Source organism: Photorhabdus namnaonensis (genome assembly GCF_001684335.1).
Classification (GTDB): domain Bacteria; phylum Pseudomonadota; class Gammaproteobacteria; order Enterobacterales; family Enterobacteriaceae; genus Photorhabdus; species Photorhabdus namnaonensis.
Genome location: NZ_LOIC01000018.1, coordinates 439,666 through 459,583 on the forward strand (window position 1 = coordinate 439,666; position 19,918 = coordinate 459,583).

General features: G+C 42.4%; 18 protein-coding genes. 9 read left to right on the top strand and 9 right to left on the bottom strand.

Going from position 1 to position 19,918, the window contains the following annotated elements; genetic code table 11:
• A complete protein-coding gene (queC, locus tag Phpb_RS04280) occupies positions 1-699 on the top strand; it encodes a 7-cyano-7-deazaguanine synthase QueC (protein WP_065389306.1) in 699 nt (232 codons plus the stop codon).
• Between the two features lie 28 nt (positions 700-727).
• On the opposite strand, the gene Phpb_RS04285 is transcribed toward queC, so the two are convergent.
• The 9 genes from Phpb_RS04285 to bolA form a co-directional block, all read right to left on the bottom strand.
• On the bottom strand, positions 728-1,135 hold the full coding sequence (locus Phpb_RS04285; RefSeq protein WP_046394481.1) for an acyl-CoA thioesterase: 408 nt from the start codon (positions 1,133-1,135) through the stop codon (positions 728-730).
• A 155-nt stretch (positions 1,136-1,290) separates the two neighbouring features.
• The gene (locus tag Phpb_RS04290) at positions 1,291-1,665 is read right to left on the bottom strand and encodes a ComEA family DNA-binding protein (RefSeq protein WP_065389307.1); all 375 of its coding nucleotides are present in this window, start codon (positions 1,663-1,665) and stop codon (positions 1,291-1,293) included.
• A gap of 150 nt (positions 1,666-1,815) precedes the next feature.
• Positions 1,816-3,687 carry a peptidylprolyl isomerase gene (gene ppiD, locus Phpb_RS04295; protein WP_065389308.1) on the bottom strand — a complete coding sequence of 624 codons (1,872 nt, stop codon included), beginning with the start codon at positions 3,685-3,687 and terminating at the stop codon, positions 1,816-1,818.
• A gap of 302 nt (positions 3,688-3,989) precedes the next feature.
• A complete protein-coding gene (gene hupB / locus Phpb_RS04300; protein WP_011148005.1) occupies positions 3,990-4,265 on the bottom strand; it encodes a nucleoid-associated protein HU-beta in 276 nt (91 codons plus the stop codon).
• A gap of 228 nt (positions 4,266-4,493) precedes the next feature.
• Entirely contained in the window at positions 4,494-6,848 is a 2,355-nt protein-coding gene (gene lon / locus Phpb_RS04305; RefSeq protein WP_036775120.1) for an endopeptidase La, read from the bottom strand.
• A 207-nt stretch (positions 6,849-7,055) separates the two neighbouring features.
• Positions 7,056-8,327 (bottom strand): ATP-dependent protease ATP-binding subunit ClpX, encoded by a 1,272-nt coding sequence (gene clpX / locus Phpb_RS04310; RefSeq protein ID WP_065389309.1) that lies wholly within the window; start codon positions 8,325-8,327, stop codon positions 7,056-7,058.
• Between the two features lie 137 nt (positions 8,328-8,464).
• Positions 8,465-9,088, bottom strand: a complete 624-nt coding sequence (gene clpP, locus Phpb_RS04315; RefSeq protein WP_065389310.1) for an ATP-dependent Clp endopeptidase proteolytic subunit ClpP — start codon at positions 9,086-9,088, stop codon at positions 8,465-8,467.
• 272 nt (positions 9,089-9,360) lie between these two features.
• Positions 9,361-10,665 carry a trigger factor gene (tig, locus tag Phpb_RS04320; RefSeq protein ID WP_065389311.1) on the bottom strand — a complete coding sequence of 435 codons (1,305 nt, stop codon included), beginning with the start codon at positions 10,663-10,665 and terminating at the stop codon, positions 9,361-9,363.
• A 379-nt stretch (positions 10,666-11,044) separates the two neighbouring features.
• Positions 11,045-11,359 (bottom strand): transcriptional regulator BolA, encoded by a 315-nt coding sequence (gene bolA / locus Phpb_RS04325; RefSeq protein WP_036775112.1) that lies wholly within the window; start codon positions 11,357-11,359, stop codon positions 11,045-11,047.
• Between the two features lie 243 nt (positions 11,360-11,602).
• On the opposite strand from bolA, the gene Phpb_RS04330 reads away from it, so the two are divergent.
• From Phpb_RS04330 to cyoE, 8 genes are all read left to right on the top strand, one after another.
• Complete coding sequence (locus Phpb_RS04330; protein WP_065389312.1) at positions 11,603-12,181, top strand: lipoprotein; 579 nt, start codon at positions 11,603-11,605, stop codon at positions 12,179-12,181.
• Between the two features lie 72 nt (positions 12,182-12,253).
• On the top strand, positions 12,254-13,741 hold the full coding sequence (ampG, locus tag Phpb_RS04335) for a muropeptide MFS transporter AmpG (protein WP_065389313.1): 1,488 nt from the start codon (positions 12,254-12,256) through the stop codon (positions 13,739-13,741).
• 244 nt (positions 13,742-13,985) lie between these two features.
• Positions 13,986-14,747, top strand: a complete 762-nt coding sequence (locus Phpb_RS04340; RefSeq protein WP_065389314.1) for a nucleoside-specific channel-forming Tsx family protein — start codon at positions 13,986-13,988, stop codon at positions 14,745-14,747.
• Positions 14,748-15,095: 348 nt separating this feature from the next.
• Positions 15,096-16,031: a cytochrome o ubiquinol oxidase subunit II gene (gene cyoA / locus Phpb_RS04345; RefSeq protein ID WP_065389315.1), complete on the top strand. Its 936-nt coding sequence runs from the start codon at positions 15,096-15,098 to the stop codon at positions 16,029-16,031.
• A 4-nt stretch (positions 16,032-16,035) separates the two neighbouring features.
• Positions 16,036-18,027 (top strand): cytochrome o ubiquinol oxidase subunit I, encoded by a 1,992-nt coding sequence (cyoB, locus tag Phpb_RS04350; RefSeq protein ID WP_065389316.1) that lies wholly within the window; start codon positions 16,036-16,038, stop codon positions 18,025-18,027.
• On the top strand, positions 18,017-18,631 hold the full coding sequence (locus tag Phpb_RS04355) for a cytochrome o ubiquinol oxidase subunit III (protein ID WP_065389317.1): 615 nt from the start codon (positions 18,017-18,019) through the stop codon (positions 18,629-18,631). Before cyoB ends, Phpb_RS04355 begins: the two co-directional genes overlap by 11 nt.
• Positions 18,631-18,963 (top strand): cytochrome o ubiquinol oxidase subunit IV, encoded by a 333-nt coding sequence (locus tag Phpb_RS04360; protein ID WP_036775099.1) that lies wholly within the window; start codon positions 18,631-18,633, stop codon positions 18,961-18,963. Before Phpb_RS04355 ends, Phpb_RS04360 begins: the two co-directional genes overlap by 1 nt.
• A 12-nt stretch (positions 18,964-18,975) precedes the next feature.
• A complete protein-coding gene (cyoE, locus tag Phpb_RS04365; RefSeq protein WP_011148018.1) occupies positions 18,976-19,860 on the top strand; it encodes a heme o synthase in 885 nt (294 codons plus the stop codon).
• Positions 19,861-19,918: the final 58 nt, after the last annotated feature.

A 19,918-nucleotide genomic window follows, 5' to 3' on the forward strand; every position in this document is an offset into this window, starting at 1 on the left:
ATGAGACGAGCTGTTGTTGTATTCAGTGGTGGACAAGATTCCACGACCTGCCTAATTCAAGCAATTAATCAATATGACGAAGTACATTGTGTCACTTTTGATTATGGTCAGCGCCATCGCGCCGAAATTGATGTTGCACGTAATATCAACCATTCTCTTGGTGTTGTTGCTCATAAAGTACTGGATGTCACATTACTTAGTGAACTGGCTCTCAGCAGTCTGACTCGCGATAACATCCCTATTCCCGATTATAATGAAAGTAAAAAAAGCGCTATACCCAGTACATTTGTCCCTGGCCGCAATATTTTGTTCCTGACACTGGCTGCTATATATGCTTACCAAGTTGAAGCAGAAGCAGTTATTACTGGCGTATGTGAAACTGATTTCTCCGGTTACCCTGATAGCCGTGATGAATTTATCAAAGCAATGAATAAAGCTGTAAGCCTTGGCATTGCCCGTGATATCCGTTTTGAAACGCCATTGATGTGGCTCAACAAAGCTGAAACTTGGGCATTGTCCGACTACTACCAGCATTTAGACTTTGTTCGTAGTCAGACACTAACTTGCTACAACGGCATTCAAGGTAATGGATGTGGTAAATGTGCAGCTTGTCATCTCAGAGCTAACGGATTAGAACAATATCTAAATGCGCCTGAAAAAATAATGACTGAAATGAAAGCAAAAACACATTTAGTTTAATCCCAATGGCAATGAGAGCCTTCCCCTTTCATTGCCCTGTTTTCACCAACGCTCCCATTATTTCACGTAATTCACCTTCAATAGACAATGCCCTTTGAGTTTTTCTATCAATCCAGACAAACGTAGTCTTAGCATCTGCAATGAGTTGATTGTTCCTTCTGCGTATAATTTCCTGAGAAAATACACCACTTCTGTTTCTCAGCTCCGTCAATCGGCAATCCACTTCCAATTCATCGCCAAGAACTGCTGAACTGCGATAATTAATATTAATGTTGACCACGGCAAACCCAACATTGTTTTTCTGTATCCATTCCACTACAGAATGCTTATGCAACCATTCCCACCGAGCACTTTCCAAAAATTCCAAATAGCGAGCATTGTTCACATGCTGAAACAAATCTATATGATAACCATGAACTTTTATAATCGAACTCATAATATTGCCTTATGTTAAAGTCACTCATCTGACCAGATTGGTTTCACAATAGCAAAACAAAAAATTCACACTAATTAAAGTGATTTATTTGCAACCTTGATCACAACATCCCCATCCATAAAGAAAAATCATGAATGAGGATGATAGATAATATACTAGTAACTCAACTTATTTCTATTTCGTTCAATAAAAACTGGTCCTATTCCCTGAACCTCCTGTAACTGTTCCACCGTAGTAAACGCACCATGTTTTTCTCGATATTCAACAATTCCTTGTGCTTTTTTTACCCCAATACCATTTAGTACTCTTGCTAATTCTTCCGCACTTGCAGTATTAATATTCACCTTTCCCTTTTCTTCTACTTTCAAAGCATCCTGCTGCTGTAATTGCTTTTCTGATGAAGAATTACTGGTAGTATTGGCCGTTTTAGCTACTTTATCTTTTACTTGTTCAGTGGCAATCGCAAATTGCCCTCCACACGCATAAAGCAAGCCAGCGAGCAAAACAGATAAAATTCCCGATTTTTTCATATTAATTCCTCCATGTTTTATGAGCGGAAAAAAGATTGCCACAGATAAATTTGAGTACAATGGACAAAGATCAGATATGCGAAAGGCCGCGAAAGCGGCCTTTATTGACAAGATAATTACAAAGATATTTGCGATACTCTCCGCAAATTTTTATTCGATATGACCTAACTTAATTTTGGCTTTTTCACGCAAGCTAACCAGTAAAGACTCCAGCATAGCGTTACCCATTTCACTCTGATAGCTATCAATCATGCTTCTAATTTGTTCTTCGGATACAACACCTGGAGTAACTTTATCTAGTTGGATCAGCACAACGTCATCCAAACTATTTTTCGTCAAACCATATTCTGCCTTACCTTCTTTCGGCCGTGGTAAAGCAAATACTGCGCCAACTAACACATTATCCTGAGATGTACGCTGAATAACCTGAGATTCACCAAATTGAATACCTGCACCTTTCAAGGCTTGCTCACCTTTACCTTCTTTTAAGGCAGCCAGTAATTTCTCACTTTCGACTTGAAGTTGTTTTTCAGCTTTCTGACGTTTAACCAATTCAGCAACTTGCTCTTTAACTTTCTCGAAGGGTTGTACCGTTTCTGGCTTATAATTATCTACACGGAGAACAAATGCACGATCGCCTTCAACGGAGATAACATCAGAGTTAGTCCCTGTTGGCCCCTGTCCATCAACAAGATTACCTTCAAAAATGGCATGAATGACGGCCCCAAAATTAATCTCTGACGGCACACTATTGCGATCAAACCAATCAGTCGTCACAACCTTAATACCTGAAACTTCCTCAGCCGCAGCTAGAGATTCATTATCGCTAGTAGCAGCATCACTGACCTTCTGTTGCAGAGCATAGAAAGCATCTACTGCTTTTTCCTGCTTAACCGTTTTCTCAATTTCAGAGCGAACTTCAGATAAAGGCTTAATTACTTGAGGCTCAACATCATCCAAATGGAAAATAGCGAAGCTATTAGAAACCCTAAGCACAGAAGAAATTTGGCCTTTCTCTTTCAAATTAGCTTGTTTCAACTCTTCAGGAAGAGCATCCTCTTCCATCCAACCGATCTCACCACTATTTTTCGCTGAAAACTTATCCGTAGATTTTTTAGTCGCTAATTTACCAAAATCAGCACCTTTATTTAACTCATCAAGCACTGTTTTGGCTTCAGCTTCAGTTGCAAGCTGAATCAGACTGTATTTTTTCTGCTCTGGTTGGGTATAAAGTTTCAAATTATGTTCGTAGTAAGCATCAACATCAGCAGATGTAGCTGAAACTTTATTCATTTCATCTACAGCGTCCATCTTGATATAGCTAACTTTCACTTCTTCTGGAGCAATAAAGCTGCTTTTGTTCAGATTATAGTAATCTTGTAAGTCTTTATCTGTTACTTCCTGCTGCGCCTGAATTTTCTTCAGCTCCAGTGTAGCCATACGGGCAGTTCTCTGTTGCAGAAGTAATTCAGCGCTGAGTTTTACCTCACTAGGCAATGCTATTTCACTACCAGAAAAAGCCATAATTAATTGTTGATTAACTAGATTTTGGCGTGTTTGTTCAGCAAAAATATCTGGACTCATATTGGGACGCTCAAGCAACTCCAGATATTTGTTGTTATCAAATTTACCATTTGTCTGAAAGTAAGAGATATTTCGGATAGAATCCTTAACTTGCTCATCGCTGGCAGATAAACCCAATGCACGGGAATATTGCTCAATCAATACATTATTAATTAGACGCTCCAAAGCCTGATTACGAATCTGCTTCATGCTTTGTTCGTCACTTGCCAACACTGAGAATTTATCTCCCAATTGCTCTTGCAATGCGTTTCTCTCTTGCTGAAACGCACCCTCCAATTGAGCACGACTGATAGCTTGGCCATTCACTTCGGCAGCATAACTACCAGCTCCACTTGTCAGGTAGCCCCCAACCCCCGTCAAAACAAAAGACAGGATAATGAGAGCCAGCACGATTTTAAGCACAGGACTGTTTGCCGCCGTGCGTAGGTTGTCCATCATAAAGAGGCAAAACTCCGCTTTGGTGAAATTGAAAACGCCATATTACGCTAATTCAAGCGCTAAGAGAAAAAAAGCGCACCAATCAATTGATGCGCTTCTATTTTAACTTACCAAATCTGTCTCGTCAGTCTATGTTTGCCAATATATACCCGTTATCTTTCAAGTTGCCTCTTTGTTGGCTGCACTCTCTCACCCCGGTCACATAGTTATCTATGCTCTCGGGGATTCGCTCCCTTGCCGCCGCAATGCATCTTGAAATCCATAGGGTATAACAAGGACTGATAAACAATATTTGGTTCATGTCACCCATTAACAGCGTCTTTCAAACCTTTACCTGGACGGAAAGCAGGTACTTTAGCCGCAGCAATTTTGAGCTCTTTTCCTGTTTGAGGGTTACGACCTGTACGTGCGGAACGTTCACGAACAGCAAAAGTACCGAATCCCACCAGAGCAACATCATCGCCATCCTTCAATGCACCCGTTACAGAAGAAATAAATGCATCTACTACACGCCCTGCGGCTGCTTTAGAAATATTAGAGTCAGCAGCAATCTTGTCGATCAGTTGTGATTTATTCACTCTTATCATCCCCATATAGTTTTTACTATCGCATCAGAATCCTAACGGATAACCCGATAGCAGTGCCGTTATATCAATCCTTTCCGATATTGGCAAGAAATCATAAGACAACAAAATATTTATTAGACAGTTCATCCAAGTTAGCAATATAAAAAGGCTGGCAAGCCTGAATTCGCTTACCAGCCTATATTTCATCCATAATTATTAAGATAGCCCACTATTTTTGCACTATTGAACTGACACTAATTCTGCGCCAAACACAGGATCCTGCAATGTAATAGCCAAAACATCTTCAATACGTTTTACTGGATGGATCTGTAGATCTGCAATAATATTTTGGGGAATTTCTTCCAGATCACGTTTATTCTCTTCCGGAATTAAAACTGTTTTGATTCCGCCTCGATGAGCAGCCAGTAGTTTCTCTTTCAAGCCACCGATTGGCAGAACTAAACCACGCAATGTGATTTCCCCGGTCATAGCAACATCAGCTCGAACTGGATTACCGGTCAGACAGGAGACCAATGCTGTACACATGGCGATACCCGCACTTGGGCCATCTTTCGGCGTTGCCCCTTCCGGAACGTGGACGTGAATATCCCGTTTCTCATAAAAATCAGCGTTGATACCCAATTTATCAGCACGAGCACGAACAACGGTTAATGCTGCTTGAATGGATTCCTGCATAACCTCACCGAGTGAGCCAGTATAGGTTAGTTTACCTTTCCCTGGAACACACGCGGTTTCAATGGTTAGTAAATCACCACCAACTTCAGTCCATGCAAGTCCTGTGACCTGACCAATACGGTTTTCCGTATCTGCACGGCCATAATCCACACGTTGAACACCCAGATACTCTTTTAAGTTATCTGAATTGATTTCAATATGTTTTAAATTTTTATCCATTAACAATGCTTTTACCGTCTTACGGCACAGCTTAGAAATTTCTCGCTCTAAACTACGCACTCCTGCTTCACGAGTGTAATAACGGATAATCCCAATAATAGCACTGTCATCAACAGTTAATTCGCTTTTTTTCAGGGCATTACGTTCAATCTGCTTAGGCAGCAAATGACGTTTGGCAATATTCAATTTTTCATCTTCGGTATAACCGGAAAGACGAATAATCTCCATACGATCCAACAATGGCGCCGGAATATTCATAGAGTTGGATGTTGCAACAAACATGACATCTGACAGATCATAATCGACCTCCAGATAATGGTCGTTAAATGCCACGTTCTGTTCCGGGTCCAAAACTTCCAGCAAGGCAGAAGCTGGATCACCACGCATATCGGATGACATCTTATCAATCTCATCCAGCAGAAACAGAGGGTTCTTCACTCCAACTTTGGACATTTTTTGGATCAATTTGCCCGGCATAGAGCCAATATAAGTTCGGCGATGACCACGGATTTCAGCCTCATCACGAACCCCCCCCAATGCCATACGCACATATTTCCGCCCGGTCGCTCGTGCAATGGACTGACCTAAAGAGGTTTTACCTACCCCAGGAGGCCCAACCAAACATAAAATCGGCCCTTTAATTTTACTAATTCGGCTTTGGACTGCCAGGTACTCAAGGATACGCTCTTTCACACGCTCCAAGCCGTAATGGTCGGTATCCAAAGTTTCCTGAGCTTTAACCAAATCTTTTTTGACTTTACTGCGAGCAACCCACGGAACCTGCACCATCCAATCGATGTAACTACGGACAACCGTCGCTTCCGCCGACATAGGAGACATCATCTTCAGTTTTTGCAATTCAGCTTCGGCTTTTTCACGAGCCTCTTTGGGCATTTTTGCTGCTTCAATTTTACGCTTTAGGGTTTCATACTCATCAGGCGCATCATCCATTTCACCCAATTCTTTCTGAATCGCTTTCATCTGTTCATTCAGGTAGTACTCGCGCTGGCTTTTTTCCATTTGTTTCTTCACGCGGTTACGAATGCGTTTTTCTACCTGTAACAAATCAATTTCTGACTCCATCATTGCCATCAGATATTCAAGACGCTCAACGACATCAGACATTTCCAAAACAGTCTGTTTATCACTAAGCTTCAATGGCATATGCGCAGCAATTGTATCAGCTAATTTAGCGGCATCTTCGACACTGTGTAACGAGGTCAGAACCTCTGGCGGAATTTTTTTATTTAATTTAATGTAGCCTTCGAACTGATTAATAGCTGTCCTGATCATAACTTCTTGCTCACGCTCATCAACGAGCGGCGAGTCAAGATACTCAGCATGAGCAGAAAAATGTTCGCCATTATCAGCCAGAGTCGTAATGCGGGCACGTTTCAACCCTTCGACAAGCACTTTTACTGTGCCGTCAGGCAATTTTAACATCTGTAAAATAGAAGCTACGGTACCAACGGAGAAAAGGTCATTAACCCCTGGCTCATCAGTTGAAGCTTCTTTTTGCGCAACCAACATGATCTGTTTGTCATGATCCATTGCTGCTTCCAGGCAGTGAATAGACTTCTCACGCCCTACAAACAATGGGATCACCATATGCGGGTAAACCACCACATCACGCAGAGGCAATACAGGGATTTCTATGCGTTCGGAACGCTCAAGATTCATAGAGCTCTCTCTTCGTTTAGCTTTCGCCAGTTTTTAGGAATCTCGTGAAACACGGTTCTCACGAGTTTCACTCCATAGAATATAAAATATATGGGGACAGGAATTTGACATTCAATGGCATGGCACTTTAATAAAAACAAAATGAGGGTAATCCCCTCATTTTATTCAATAATATCTCGTTTAGTGAATTCCCTGTCCTAGACTCAATTATTCACCAGAAACCTGGGCATCCGGTTTGCTGTAAATCAGCAAAGGTGCAGATTGACCATTGATAACAGATTCATCTACAACAACTTTTCCAACGTTTTCCATTGATGGTAGATCATACATAGTGTCCAACAATGCGCCTTCAACAATAGAGCGTAGGCCGCGGGCCCCCGTCTTACGAACCATTGCTCTCTTAGCAATAGCAATCAGGGCTTCACTTCTGAATTCCAGATCAACGCCTTCAAGGTTAAACAGTGCTTGATACTGCTTGGTCAACGCATTTTTAGGTTCTTTCAAAATCTGAATCAACGCTTCCTCACTCAATTCACTGAGCGTGGCAACAACAGGTAACCGCCCAATAAATTCAGGGATAAGCCCAAACTTAATGAGATCTTCCGGCTCAGCCAGTGCAAGCAATTCGCCTTCAGTCGCTTTTTCTGACTCACCTTTGACTTTCGCACCAAATCCAATACCCGTACTGGTATTTAAACGCTGGCCAATGACTTTATCCAGACCTGCAAACGCACCACCACAAATAAATAGGATTTTGGAGGTATCTACCTGTAAAAACTCCTGTTGTGGATGTTTACGCCCCCCCTGAGGAGGAACTGCCGCGATTGTACCTTCAATCAGTTTCAGCAACGCTTGCTGTACACCTTCACCTGAAACATCCCGAGTAATTGACGGGTTATCAGATTTACGTGAAATTTTGTCAATTTCATCAATGTAAACAATACCGCGTTGAGCTTTTTGTACATCGTAGTCACATTTTTGCAGTAATTTCTGAATAATGTTTTCTACGTCTTCTCCCACATATCCCGCTTCGGTCAGCGTAGTCGCATCGGCCATGGTAAAAGGAACGTCAAGATAACGAGCCAATGTTTCAGCCAATAGGGTTTTACCACTCCCTGTCGGCCCAATAAGCAGAATATTACTTTTACCTAATTCAACACCGTTACTGATATCGCCATTACGTAACCGTTTGTAATGGTTATAAACAGCAACCGCCAACACTTTTTTCGCCGTTTCCTGGCCGATAACATAATCATCCAAATGCTGACGGATTTCATGAGGCGTTGGTAATGCACTACGCTCACGATGTGGTACAAGCTCTTTAATTTCTTCGCGAATAATGTCGTTACATAAATCCACACACTCATCGCAAATATATACTGACGGGCCAGCAATCAATTTTCGCACTTCATGTTGGCTTTTCCCGCAGAAAGAGCAATACAGCAGCTTTCCTGAACCGTCTTTGCGCTTATCTGTCATCAGTCACAACCTCACTTTATCAACTGCTCCCCCAGATTTATCTGGCAAAGCAGGAAACTTCTGCTATTACCCCAAACGTCATAGCTTTACCAAATGGTAAGCCGAATGTTTATATTATAGCTTCCGGGAATAATAAATTAATCGCGATGGGTGAAAATCTTATCAACCAATCCATACTCTACGGCTTCATCTGCCGACAAGAAACGATCACGTTCTGTATCTTTCGCGATCTCTTCAATAGGTCTTCCCGTATGTTTTGCCATTAACTCATTCATACGCGATTTTACTTTCAATATTTCCTGAGCGTGAATTTCAATATCTGTAGCTTGTCCCTGGAAACCGCCTAATGGCTGATGGATCATAACCCGGGAATTTGGCAAACAGATACGTTTTCCCTTTGCCCCAGCAGTCAACAAGAATGCTCCCATTGAACATGCCTGCCCCATACAAATAGTACTGATATCCGGTTTAATAAACTGCATCGTATCATAGATGGACATTCCCGCAGTGATCACACCACCTGGCGAATTGATATATAAGAAAATATCTTTTTCCGGATTCTCCGCCTCAAGAAACAGCATCTGAGCTACAACCAGGTTTGCCATATGATCTTCAACCTGACCGGTCAGAAAAATAATACGTTCTTTTAATAAGCGCGAATAGATATCGTACGAACGTTCCCCACGCGCAGTCTGTTCAACTACCATCGGCACCAGAGCCATGTGAGGCGCATATTGATCCCGCTTGTCGCTATATGACATTTTCGTCTCCTAATAGAATTCATGTTGGTGCCATTCATAACCAATTCTACTTGAGATAAGCGATGATGACCATGATTCAAAGTTAACCAATCAAGGGGGAATTACCCCTGAAAAATTTTGCAATCATATACATAATATTAAAAAGGATCTGGGGTTAAACCCACTTTTTTCAAGAAAAATCTTGTCTCTTACTTATAAAAAAACCCGCAGATTTATCTGCGGGTTCATTTCAATAAGACAACAAATTCATCATCTCATGACAAAATTAAAACTTATGCCATTTGATTCTGATTCATTAACTCATTGAAAGTGGTTTCTTTTTCAGAAACTTTTGCTTTACCCAGAAGAACTTCAACAGCTTGTTCTTCCAAAGCAATATTACGAACATTGTTCATCAATTCTTGGTTTTTACCATAGAATTCGATCACTTCTTGAGGATCTTCATAGGCAGAAGCCATTTCCTCGATTAATGCTTTAACACGCTCTTCATCAGCTTTCAGCTCATTACTGCTGATAACTTCACCTAACAGCAGGCCAACAACAACGCGACGTTTAGCTTGTTCTTCAAACAGTTCACGAGGCAGTTCCAGAGCTTGCTTTTCATTACCGCCAAAACGCTGAGCCGATTGGCGGCGCAGAACATCAATTTCGCTATCAACAACAGCGGCCGGAACATCGATTTCGTTAGCCTTAACCAAACCATCGATAACCTGAGATTTAATACGGTTACGGACCGCATTTTTCAGTTCACGTTCCATATTTTTACGTACTTCTGCACGCAGACCATCAACGGTGCCATCAGCAATACCGAAACGCTTGATGAATTCTTCATTCAACTCCGGCAGTTCACGCTGTTCCACTTTTTTCAATGTGATCGCAAACTTAGCAGCTTTACCTTTCAGATTTTCAGCATGATAATCTTCTGGGAAATTGACATCAATGGTAAATTCTTCCCCAGCTTTATGACCAACAATGCCCTCTTCAAAACCTGGGATCATGCGGCCCTGCCCCATAGCCAGAACAAAATCAGATGCCTTACCACCTTCAAACTCTTCACCATCAACAGAGCCATTGAAGTCAACAGTAACACGATCTTCTGCGCCAACAGCTTCTTCGGTTTCTTTCCAATTAGCCTGCTGCTTACGCAATGTTTCCAGCATTGCATCAACATCTTCGTCTTTTACTTCAACAACAGGTTTTTCAACTTCAATGGCTTCCAGATCTTTCAATTCAACTTCTGGATAAACTTCAAACTCTACAGAGTAAGTGAAATCTTCACCATTTTTGAATTGCTCTGGTGCATAACTTGGCGCACCCGCTGGATTAATTTTTTGTTCGATGATTGCATTAATAAAGTTACGTTGCATCAGATCACTCAGAACGTCCTGAATAACAGAAGCGCCGTAACGTTGTTTAACAATGTTCATAGGCACTTTGCCTTTACGGAAACCATCGATACGAACTTTTTTCGCTACATTGACCAACTCACTACTAACTGCTTTCTCAACATCGGCAACAGGAACGGTGATTGTCACACGACGCCCAAGGCCTTGAGTGGTTTCAACAGAAACTTGCATCTTTTTACCTCAAAAAAATCATAGTGCTCGGTCAACTCCAGAGACCATACAACCAGCACATATTTTATGCACCAATCGCAACACTCTCTAAGAACCGGGGCGGTCGCATTTAAAAACCGAGAATCCCTGATGTCAGAAGCGTCCCGAAACCATTCTAAAAATTAGACGCGACATTATAGCGATGCAGACGGTGTGAGTCGAGAATTGCTGAAAAAAGGCCGAACTATTCATCAACTTCACAGGATAACGATTATTCAGCGGCTAAATTTACATCCAAAAAGGATGCATATATAAAACACAAAAACGGCCCGAAGACCGTTCGCTAAATTTATTCTATTGTGTAAGAAAATGCCCAAAATTAAGTATCAATCAGCAGATTTCAGGCAACAATATTACCTCCGCGACATGCCGGTGACGCTAAAACAGTATCCTGTAATTCATTCCACTCTTTTTCTGTATAGGTATGCAACGCCAAAGCATGAACACCTGCGGACAATTCTGCCGATAATACGCTGTAAACAGAACGATGGCGGTTCAGCATACGTTCACCAGCAAATTTATTACTGATGATTACGACCTTAAAATGGCTTTCAGAACCTACGGGTACATTGTGACGATAACTTTCATCAATGACCTCAAGATATGAGGGATTAAATGCAGCCTGTAATTTCTCTTCTATATCCTGATACACCATATCATTCTCCTTAACCGCACAGCAGTCGTACTGCCAACCATACTAATAATCTTAGTCTATTCTCCATGAGTTATAGCACCAACGCATTAAAATATCTCTTAATCGAATCCCACATCATAAGGTTTTTATACGCGTTTACCCCATCAGGGATATGCCATGATCAAAAGGCAGTGCTATCATTGACGCAATTTATGCTATTGATAAGTATTACTGGATATCCTTATCACCGATGAGAAAATTAACATGTTGAAAAGAATATTATTCCCACTCATTGCGCTTTTTCTTCTTGCTGGTTGTGCCGCTCCCAGCAATACCCTGACCATTGAACCTAAAATTACATTGCCAACAGCAGATCCAACAATGAGCGCGATTACCATCAGTATCAGCGGTGCCGACAATCGTCAGTCTCAGACACTTGCTCAAATTAACCGCAATGCAAAGCTGGAAATACTGAAACCCTCCCGTGATCTGCGCTTTCTACTCCAGGAAATCCTGGAAAAACAGATGACTGCCCGTGGTTATATGATTGGCTCTCCAGCCAATGCCAATCTGCAAATTATTGTGAACAATCTATATGCAGATGTTAAAGAAGGTAGCCTGCGCCATAATATTTCAACAAAAGCCGATATTTCCATCATTAGTACAGCGCAAAATGGCAGTAAACAAGTTAAAAATTACCGCACTAGTTACAATGTACAAGGTCCTTTAGGCGCAACTAATGAGAAAATTGCTGATGCAGTCAATACTGTCTTATCAGAAGTTATAGCAGATATGGCTCAAGATCCTTCCGTCAGTAATTTCATCAAACAAAATACTCGCTAATTAAAAGACTAATTGTTTATTAAAGGACTAATTATTTACTCTGCCCGCTAAGGGCAGGGTTTTGGGAGGCACATGTCTTATCGTTATCTCACCGTTTTTACCCAACATAACTCACGAATCCTGCTTTTACTCGGCTTTGTTTCTGGTCTACCGCTCGCACTGACTGCCAGCACCCTGCAAGCATGGATGACCGTTGAAGACGTTGATCTTAAAACAATTGGCTTCTTTTCTCTTGTCGGCCAAGCATATGTTTTCAAATTTCTTTGGTCCCCCTTTATGGACCGATTTACCCTCCCTTTTCTCGGACGTCGACGTGGTTGGCTACTTGTTACACAGTTATTACTCATAGCCAGTATCACTGCAATGGGTTTTCTCCAACCATCTCAACATTTATGGTGGCTGGCCATACTAGCGGTAACCGTTGCCTTCTGCTCCGCATCACAGGATATCGTCTTTGATGCTTATAAAGCCGATTTATTGAGTAGCGAAGAGCGGGGTGTAGGTGCTGCCGTTTCAGTACTTGGTTATCGATTAGCCATGTTGGTTTCAGGCGGGTTAGCGCTATGGATCGCAGACCGCTATATTGGCTGGCAACATACTTACTGGTTGATGGCTGGATTGATACTAATTGGCATCTATGCGACGTTAAAAGCTAGAGAACCTGAAATTGACGCTCCGCCGCCAAAAACACTCCAACAAGCCGCAATAGAACCATTAGCCGATTTTTTTAATCGCAATAATGCATGGCTGATACTACTGTTGATTGTCATGTATAAAATGGGAGATGCCTTTGCCGCCAGCCTAAATACCCCATTTCTAATCCGTGGTATTGGCTTTGATGCTGGTGAAGTCGGAATGATCAACAAAACGCTAGGATTAACAGCAACCATCGTTGGTGCATTATATGGTGGTTATTTGATGCAACGATGGAGTTTATTCCGCTCACTCATGATCTTTGGCATCCTTCAAGCGATTTCCAATATCGGATACTGGCTGTTATCTATTACTGACAAAAATATCTACACTATGGGTAGCGCCGTTTTTCTGGAAAATATCTGTGGCGGAATGGGAACCGCTGCATTTGTCGCCCTAATTATGGCGTTATGTCATAAATCATTCTCTGCAACACAGTTTGCTTTATTATCTGCTTTATCTGCTGTTGGGCGAGTCTATGTCGGCCCAATTGCGGGTTGGTTCGTTGAATTACACGGCTGGCCAAACTTCTATCTATTCTCTATAGCGGCCTCTGTTCCAGGCTTATTATTGTTATTTGTCTGCCGCCAGACTCTGGTTTATACCCAGAGAACTAACGATTTTATGCCACGTACTGAGTTCAAAAATTTCTATCGCCTAGCGCTTGGCTTACTATCATTAGCAAGTATCTTGCTCACATTTTGGTTACTTATCATCATCACCAATGCTCTTAACTGGACTCATATACCTGATCTGGCCGAAACATTACTACTGTGGGGAATACAGATTGGTATCACAAGCATCATTCTCGGTAGCTTTCTAGATTATCTTGCATTAAGTAAGGTGCAAATTGATTTAAAAAGGTAAAAATATTAAGTTAATTTATCAAAGGTTGGCCACTGTCAGCCTTTGATATTCATGCCCTCTTTCTTAAATATTTAAGTGATAGCGATCACACTTCAAATAGTCATTTGCCAAAAGTGCTATTTTCGAGTGATTATTTGATTGTTCAATATTCATATCTGCGTAGAATCAGACTACCATTTTAAGGGTTATTTAATATAGCTTTAAAACCCAAAACCTCTTTATCATGGATGCGTTAGAGAAATTTATGAGAACAACCATTCTGGCTACTGCTTTATTCACCACCGTCTCAGTTCCCGCTTATGCTGAATATCAAGGGGGCTTTGCTAATATCAGCATGAACTACCTCGACTGGACTAGCCATACCACACACAAGTCAGGGCAAACCTCTCATAAAGACGACTTTGCCTATTTGGAACTGGAAGGCGGAGCCGGCTTTGACTGGGGTGAATTATACGGGTTCTTTGATCTGGAAAATGCTTTCAACAGTCAGCATGCTGAACCAGGGGATAACCAAAGATACACTTTTAAAACAACCGGTCGCTTTTATCTGGCTGATACTGGTTTCAATCTCTATGGTCATGTTTACGGTACTTACTCTCTCCCAGGTACAGCACACGGCGGGAACTTTCATGAAGTAAATACCCTCTATGGTATTGGTTACAACACTGATTTCGCCGGTATCTGGTTCAAACCATTCGTTGCGCTGCACTATGTTGACCAAACTTTCTACTCCGGTAATAACGGCTACGTTGTTGGCTGGGTTGCGGGTTACGACTTTCAACTCTGGGAAGAAAAATTCAGCATAACCAACTGGAATGAAATAGAACTTAACCGGAATGAACGCTACGGCAATGGTGGACGAAACGGTACCAACGGTGCGATAGCGTTATGGTGGACGCCTCACCAATCCTTCACAACCGGCATTCAATATCGATATGCCGACCATAAATTAGGTGAAGACTTCTGGCAGGATGCGATTGTCTACTCTATTAAATATAATTTTTAATTCTTAATTTTAATTGTGAGCTGCCAAAAGTGGCTCACAATTAATTTAACTCCTAAATAAAATGATTGCGGTGGAAATTTTTAAAGCAAATTTTTTTATTTTTTCCTTTCACCTAAAAAATATAAAATGATTTAGTATAAATTCATATTTCCGCACTATTTCGTTACAATTAAATAACCTTTTCAAGCTAACTTCTGATTAATCTTACAGTTGCATGTGATCCCAGTAACATAAAGGGTTAACAACCCCTCAACTAACTATTACAAATGTTTACACTCCAGTAGCCTTACCGTAGAATGCCCGCACTGATGAAACGACAATAGAGCTTTTGTTATTTGGGGTCGTTAGATGAGACTTATGAAATACAATAAAAGTATTGGGATATTGTCAATACTAGCGGCTACTCTTATGCTGAGTGGCTGCGATATGGTATTGATGAATCCTAAAGGCGCTATCGGCGCTGAACAAAAAACGCTGATACTTACGGCTATTGGCCTGATGCTAATCATCGTTATTCCGGTGATCATCATGGCATTCACTTTTGCCCTGCGTTACCGCGAAGCCAACAAAAGTGCTACCTACCACCCTAACTGGGCACACTCAAATAAAATTGAGCTGGTAGTATGGACCGTTCCTATCATTATCATTATTATTTTAGCAACCATTACCTGGAAGACAACCCACGAGCTTGACCCATATAAACCACTGGTCAGTGATGAAAAACCCGTGACTATTGAAGTTATTTCTCTTGATTGGAAATGGCTATTCGTTTACCCGGAGCAAAGTATCGCTACAGTTAACGAAATTGCTTTCCCTACTGGAGTTCCTATTAACTTCAAAATCACCTCTGATTCTGTGATGAACTCATTCTTCATCCCACAGTTAGGTGGTCAAATCTATGCAATGGCTGGCATGCAGACTAAACTTCACTTAATTGCCGATGAACCTGGCACTTATAAAGGTTTATCCAGTAGCTATAGCGGCCACGGCTTCTCCGGTATGAAATTTACCGCTACCGCTACCGCAGATCGTGAAGGTTTTGAACAATGGGTTCAAAAAGTAAAAGCCTCTCCCAAAACCTTGGATACCATGCAGGCATTTAACGAGTTAGCTAAACAAAGCCAGAACCATCCGGTTGAATACTTCTCAAGCGTTAAGCCTAACCTGTATCAAGACATTATTGCCAAATTTATGGGCAACATGAATATGCATGGCGGCCACGGTGCAACGACAGGTCATAACATGAATATGAGCGAAACTGCTCATGCCGGAGTTGAGGAATAAAGTAATGTTGGGAAAATTAACACTTGATGCAATCCCATTGCATGAGCCCATTATCATGGTCACTCTTGCTGGGATTCTCTTCGCAGGGCTCGCGATTGTCGGAGCCCTGACCTATTTCCGTAAATGGAAATGGCTATGGAGCGAGTGGTTAACCAGCGTTGACCACAAGAAAATCGGTATTATGTACATTATCGTGGCGCTGGTCATGATGCTCCGTGGCTTTGCCGATGCCATCATGATGCGTGGTCAGCAGGCTGTCGCCTCCGCGAGTGAAGCAGGTTTCCTGCCGCCGCATCACTATGACCAAATCTTTACCGCCCACGGCGTCATCATGATTTTCTTCATGGCGACACCTTTTGTTGTCGGCCTGATGAACATCGTGGTTCCACTACAGATCGGCGCTCGTGACGTGGCATTCCCATTCCTGAACTCACTGAGCTTCTGGTTCTTCGTCGTTGGCGTCGCACTGATTAACATCTCTCTGGGTGTAGGTGAATTTGCTCAGACCGGCTGGTTAGCTTATCCTCCGCTCTCAGGTATAGAATATAGCCCGGGCGTTGGGGTCGATTATTGGATATGGAGTCTTCAAATATCCGGTATCGGTACCTTGCTGACAGGCGTTAACTTCTTTGCGACGATCCTGCGTATGCGTGCTCCTGGCATGTCTATGATGAAAATGCCTGTATTCTCTTGGGCAGCACTCTGTACTAACGTACTGATCATCGCAGCATTCCCAATTCTGACCGTTACCATTGCCCTGCTAACTTTTGACCGCTACATGGGTACCCATTTCTTCACCAATGATATGGGCGGTAACATGATGATGTATATCAACCTGATATGGGCTTGGGGTCACCCTGAAGTTTATATTCTGGTACTACCGGTCTTTGGTGTTTTCTCTGAAGTGACTGCGACGTTCTCGAAAAAACGGCTGTTCGGCTACACTTCTCTGGTGTGGGCGACCATTGCCATCACCGTATTGTCGTTTATCGTATGGCTGCACCACTTCTTTACGATGGGCTCTGGCGCGAACGTTAACGCCTTCTTCGGCATAGCCACCATGATTATCTCGATTCCGACAGGCGTTAAGATTTTCAACTGGCTGTTCACCATGTATCGAGGCCGTATTGAGTATAAAACACCAATGTTGTGGACCGTTGGCTTCATCGTCACCTTCTCTATTGGTGGTATGACCGGCGTTCTGCTAGCAGTTCCAGGCGCAAACTTCGTTCTGCATAACAGCTTATTCCTGATTGCACACTTCCATAACGTTATCATCGGTGGTGTTGTCTTCGGTTGTTTCGCTGGTACTGCTTACTGGTTCCCGAAAGCTTTTGGTTTCACACTAAATGAAAAATGGGGTGTCCGTGCATTCTGGTTCTGGATCATCGGCTTCTTTATCGCCTTTATGCCAGTTTACGCGCTCGGCTTTATGGGAATGACCCGTCGTATTAGCCAAGATATCAACCCTGAATTCCATACTCTGCTGGTCGTCTCCGCGATTGGTGTTGCACTGATTGCTATTGGTATCCTGTGTCAGGTCATTCAATTCTACGTGAGTATCCGTGACCGTGACCAAAACCGTGACCTGACCGGTGACCCTTGGGGCGGACGTACTCTGGAGTGGGCAACATCTTCTCCACCACCATTTTATAACTTTGCTGAAGTTCCACATGTTCAAACCCGTGATGCATGGTGGGATATGAAAGAAAAAGGCACTGCTTATAAGCGTCCTGCTCAGTATGAAGAAATTCATATGCCTAAAAATGCCGGTGCGGGTGTAATTATTGCTGGCTTTAGCTTGCTGTTTGGTTTCGCCATGATTTGGCATATCTGGTGGCTGGTTATCGCAAGCTTTGCAGGCATGATTATCACTTGGATTGCAAAAAGCTTTGATGAAGATGTTGATTACTACGTACCCGTTGCTGAAGTTGAGCAAATTGAGAATCAACACCATGAACAAATTAGCAAGGCAGGTCTGAACCATGTCAACTGAAACTATGACTAACCACAATCATGCCCACGAGCATCATGGGCACCACGATGCGGGAGCCACTAAAGTATTCGGTTTCTGGATCTACTTGATGAGTGACTGTATTTTGTTCGCATGTCTATTTGCGACTTATGCAGTACTCGTTAACGGAACCGCAGACGGCAAATCTGGTAAAGAGCTTTTCGACCTCTCTTTTGTATTGGTTGAAACTTTCCTACTGTTATTCAGTAGTATCACTTATGGCTTTGCCATGCTGGGAATGAACAAAGGAAAAATCGGCCAGGTTAACGCTTGGCTTGGTATGACTTTCCTGTTCGGCCTTGGCTTCGTGGCGATGGAATTGTACGAATTCCATCACCTGATTGTTGAAGGCTACGGTCCTGACCGCAGTGCATTCTTGTCTGGATTCTTCGCACTGGTCGCTACTCACGGTATCCACGTTACCTGTGGTCTGGTCTGGATTATCATCATGATAATCCAAGTAACCCGCCGCGGTTTAACTGATGTCAATAAAACCCGTCTGAACTGCCTGAGCTTGTTCTGGCACTTCCTGGATGTGGTATGGATCTGTGTATTTACCGTTGTTTATCTGTTAGGAGCTATGTAATGAGTCATTCTAATACTGCTCATACTGGAGCTAGCCACGGTAGCCTGAAGTCTTATCTGATCGGCTTTGTTCTTTCAGTCATCCTGACTGTGATTCCGTTCTGGATGGTAATGGATGGTTCCGCCTCCCATACGACTATCCTGACAACGGTAGTCGCTCTGGCTGTGGTGCAGATTATTGTTCATTTTATCTACTTCCTGCACATGAACACTTCGTCAGAAGAGCGCTGGAACTTAGTAGCATTGCTGTTCACCATTTTAATTATCGGTATTGTTGTTGTTGGCTCACTATGGATTATGTACAACCTCAACATTAATATGATGGTTGATTAAAGAGCTGCATATATGATTAAGCAATACCTGCAAGTAACTAAACCAGGAATTATTTTCGGCAATTTAATTTCTGTGATCGGTGGTTTTCTACTCGCCTCGAAAGGGGTGATTGATTACCCTTTGTTCATTTCGACTCTGCTCGGCGTTTCATTAGTCGTGGCTTCTGGCTGTGTATTTAACAACTACATTGACCGTGACATCGATCGGATCATGGAAAGAACAAAAAACCGTGTCCTTGTAAAAGGGCTTATTGATCCGAAAATCAGCCTGATTTATGCATCAATACTGGGTATTGCTGGCATAGTGCTGCTTTATGCAGCAGCCAATGCTTTAGCAATGCAATTAGCGATTATCGGTTTTGTCGTCTATGTAGGGGTTTACAGCCTCTATATGAAAAGGAAGTCTGTTTATGGCACGTTGATCGGCAGTTTGTCCGGTGCGGCACCTCCGGTTATCGGTTATTGTGCAGTCACTGGTCAGTTTGATACGGGCGCGTTGATCCTGTTACTGATTTTCAGCCTGTGGCAAATGCCGCACTCCTATGCCATTGCTATTTTTCGTTTCAAAGATTACCAGGCAGCCAATATTCCTGTACTGCCCGTGATCAAAGGCATATCTGTGGCGAAAAACCACATTATCCTTTATATCCTGGCATTTATGATTGCAACCCTTATGTTAGCCATCAGCGGTTACGCTGGTTACAAATATTTGGTTGTTGCAGCAGCAGTGAGCGTCTGGTGGCTAGGAATGGCGTTATCCGGTTACAAAACCGATAATGACCGCATTTGGGCTCGTAAATTATTTATATTTTCCATTGTGGCAATCACCTCCCTGAGTGTCATGATGTCTATTGACCCACATGTGCCCTCAGAAGCCTTCCTAACTTACGTCCGGTAATTTTCCCTGATGGCAGTGGTATCCCCTCTGCCATCAGTTTCCTTCCAGCCTGTTATCT

Bases quoted from the DNA above. Each gene is read 5' to 3' on its own strand.
- queC (WP_065389306.1), top strand. From the start codon at position 1: ATGAGACGAGCTGTTGTTGTATTCAGTGGTGGACAAGATTCCACGACC.
- Phpb_RS04285 (WP_046394481.1), bottom strand. From the start codon at position 1,135: ATGAGTTCGATTATAAAAGTTCATGGTTATCATATAGATTTGTTTCAG.
- Phpb_RS04290 (WP_065389307.1), bottom strand. From the start codon at position 1,665: ATGAAAAAATCGGGAATTTTATCTGTTTTGCTCGCTGGCTTGCTTTAT.
- ppiD (WP_065389308.1), bottom strand. From the start codon at position 3,687: ATGATGGACAACCTACGCACGGCGGCAAACAGTCCTGTGCTTAAAATC.
- lon (WP_036775120.1), bottom strand. From the start codon at position 6,848: ATGAATCTTGAGCGTTCCGAACGCATAGAAATCCCTGTATTGCCTCTG.
- clpX (WP_065389309.1), bottom strand. From the start codon at position 8,327: ATGACAGATAAGCGCAAAGACGGTTCAGGAAAGCTGCTGTATTGCTCT.
- clpP (WP_065389310.1), bottom strand. From the start codon at position 9,088: ATGTCATATAGCGACAAGCGGGATCAATATGCGCCTCACATGGCTCTG.
- tig (WP_065389311.1), bottom strand. From the start codon at position 10,665: ATGCAAGTTTCTGTTGAAACCACTCAAGGCCTTGGGCGTCGTGTGACA.
- bolA (WP_036775112.1), bottom strand. From the start codon at position 11,359: ATGGTGTATCAGGATATAGAAGAGAAATTACAGGCTGCATTTAATCCC.
- Phpb_RS04330 (WP_065389312.1), top strand. From the start codon at position 11,603: ATGTTGAAAAGAATATTATTCCCACTCATTGCGCTTTTTCTTCTTGCT.
- ampG (WP_065389313.1), top strand. From the start codon at position 12,254: ATGTCTTATCGTTATCTCACCGTTTTTACCCAACATAACTCACGAATC.
- Phpb_RS04340 (WP_065389314.1), top strand. From the start codon at position 13,986: ATGAGAACAACCATTCTGGCTACTGCTTTATTCACCACCGTCTCAGTT.
- cyoA (WP_065389315.1), top strand. From the start codon at position 15,096: ATGAGACTTATGAAATACAATAAAAGTATTGGGATATTGTCAATACTA.
- cyoB (WP_065389316.1), top strand. From the start codon at position 16,036: ATGTTGGGAAAATTAACACTTGATGCAATCCCATTGCATGAGCCCATT.
- Phpb_RS04355 (WP_065389317.1), top strand. From the start codon at position 18,017: ATGTCAACTGAAACTATGACTAACCACAATCATGCCCACGAGCATCAT.
- Phpb_RS04360 (WP_036775099.1), top strand. From the start codon at position 18,631: ATGAGTCATTCTAATACTGCTCATACTGGAGCTAGCCACGGTAGCCTG.
- cyoE (WP_011148018.1), top strand. From the start codon at position 18,976: ATGATTAAGCAATACCTGCAAGTAACTAAACCAGGAATTATTTTCGGC.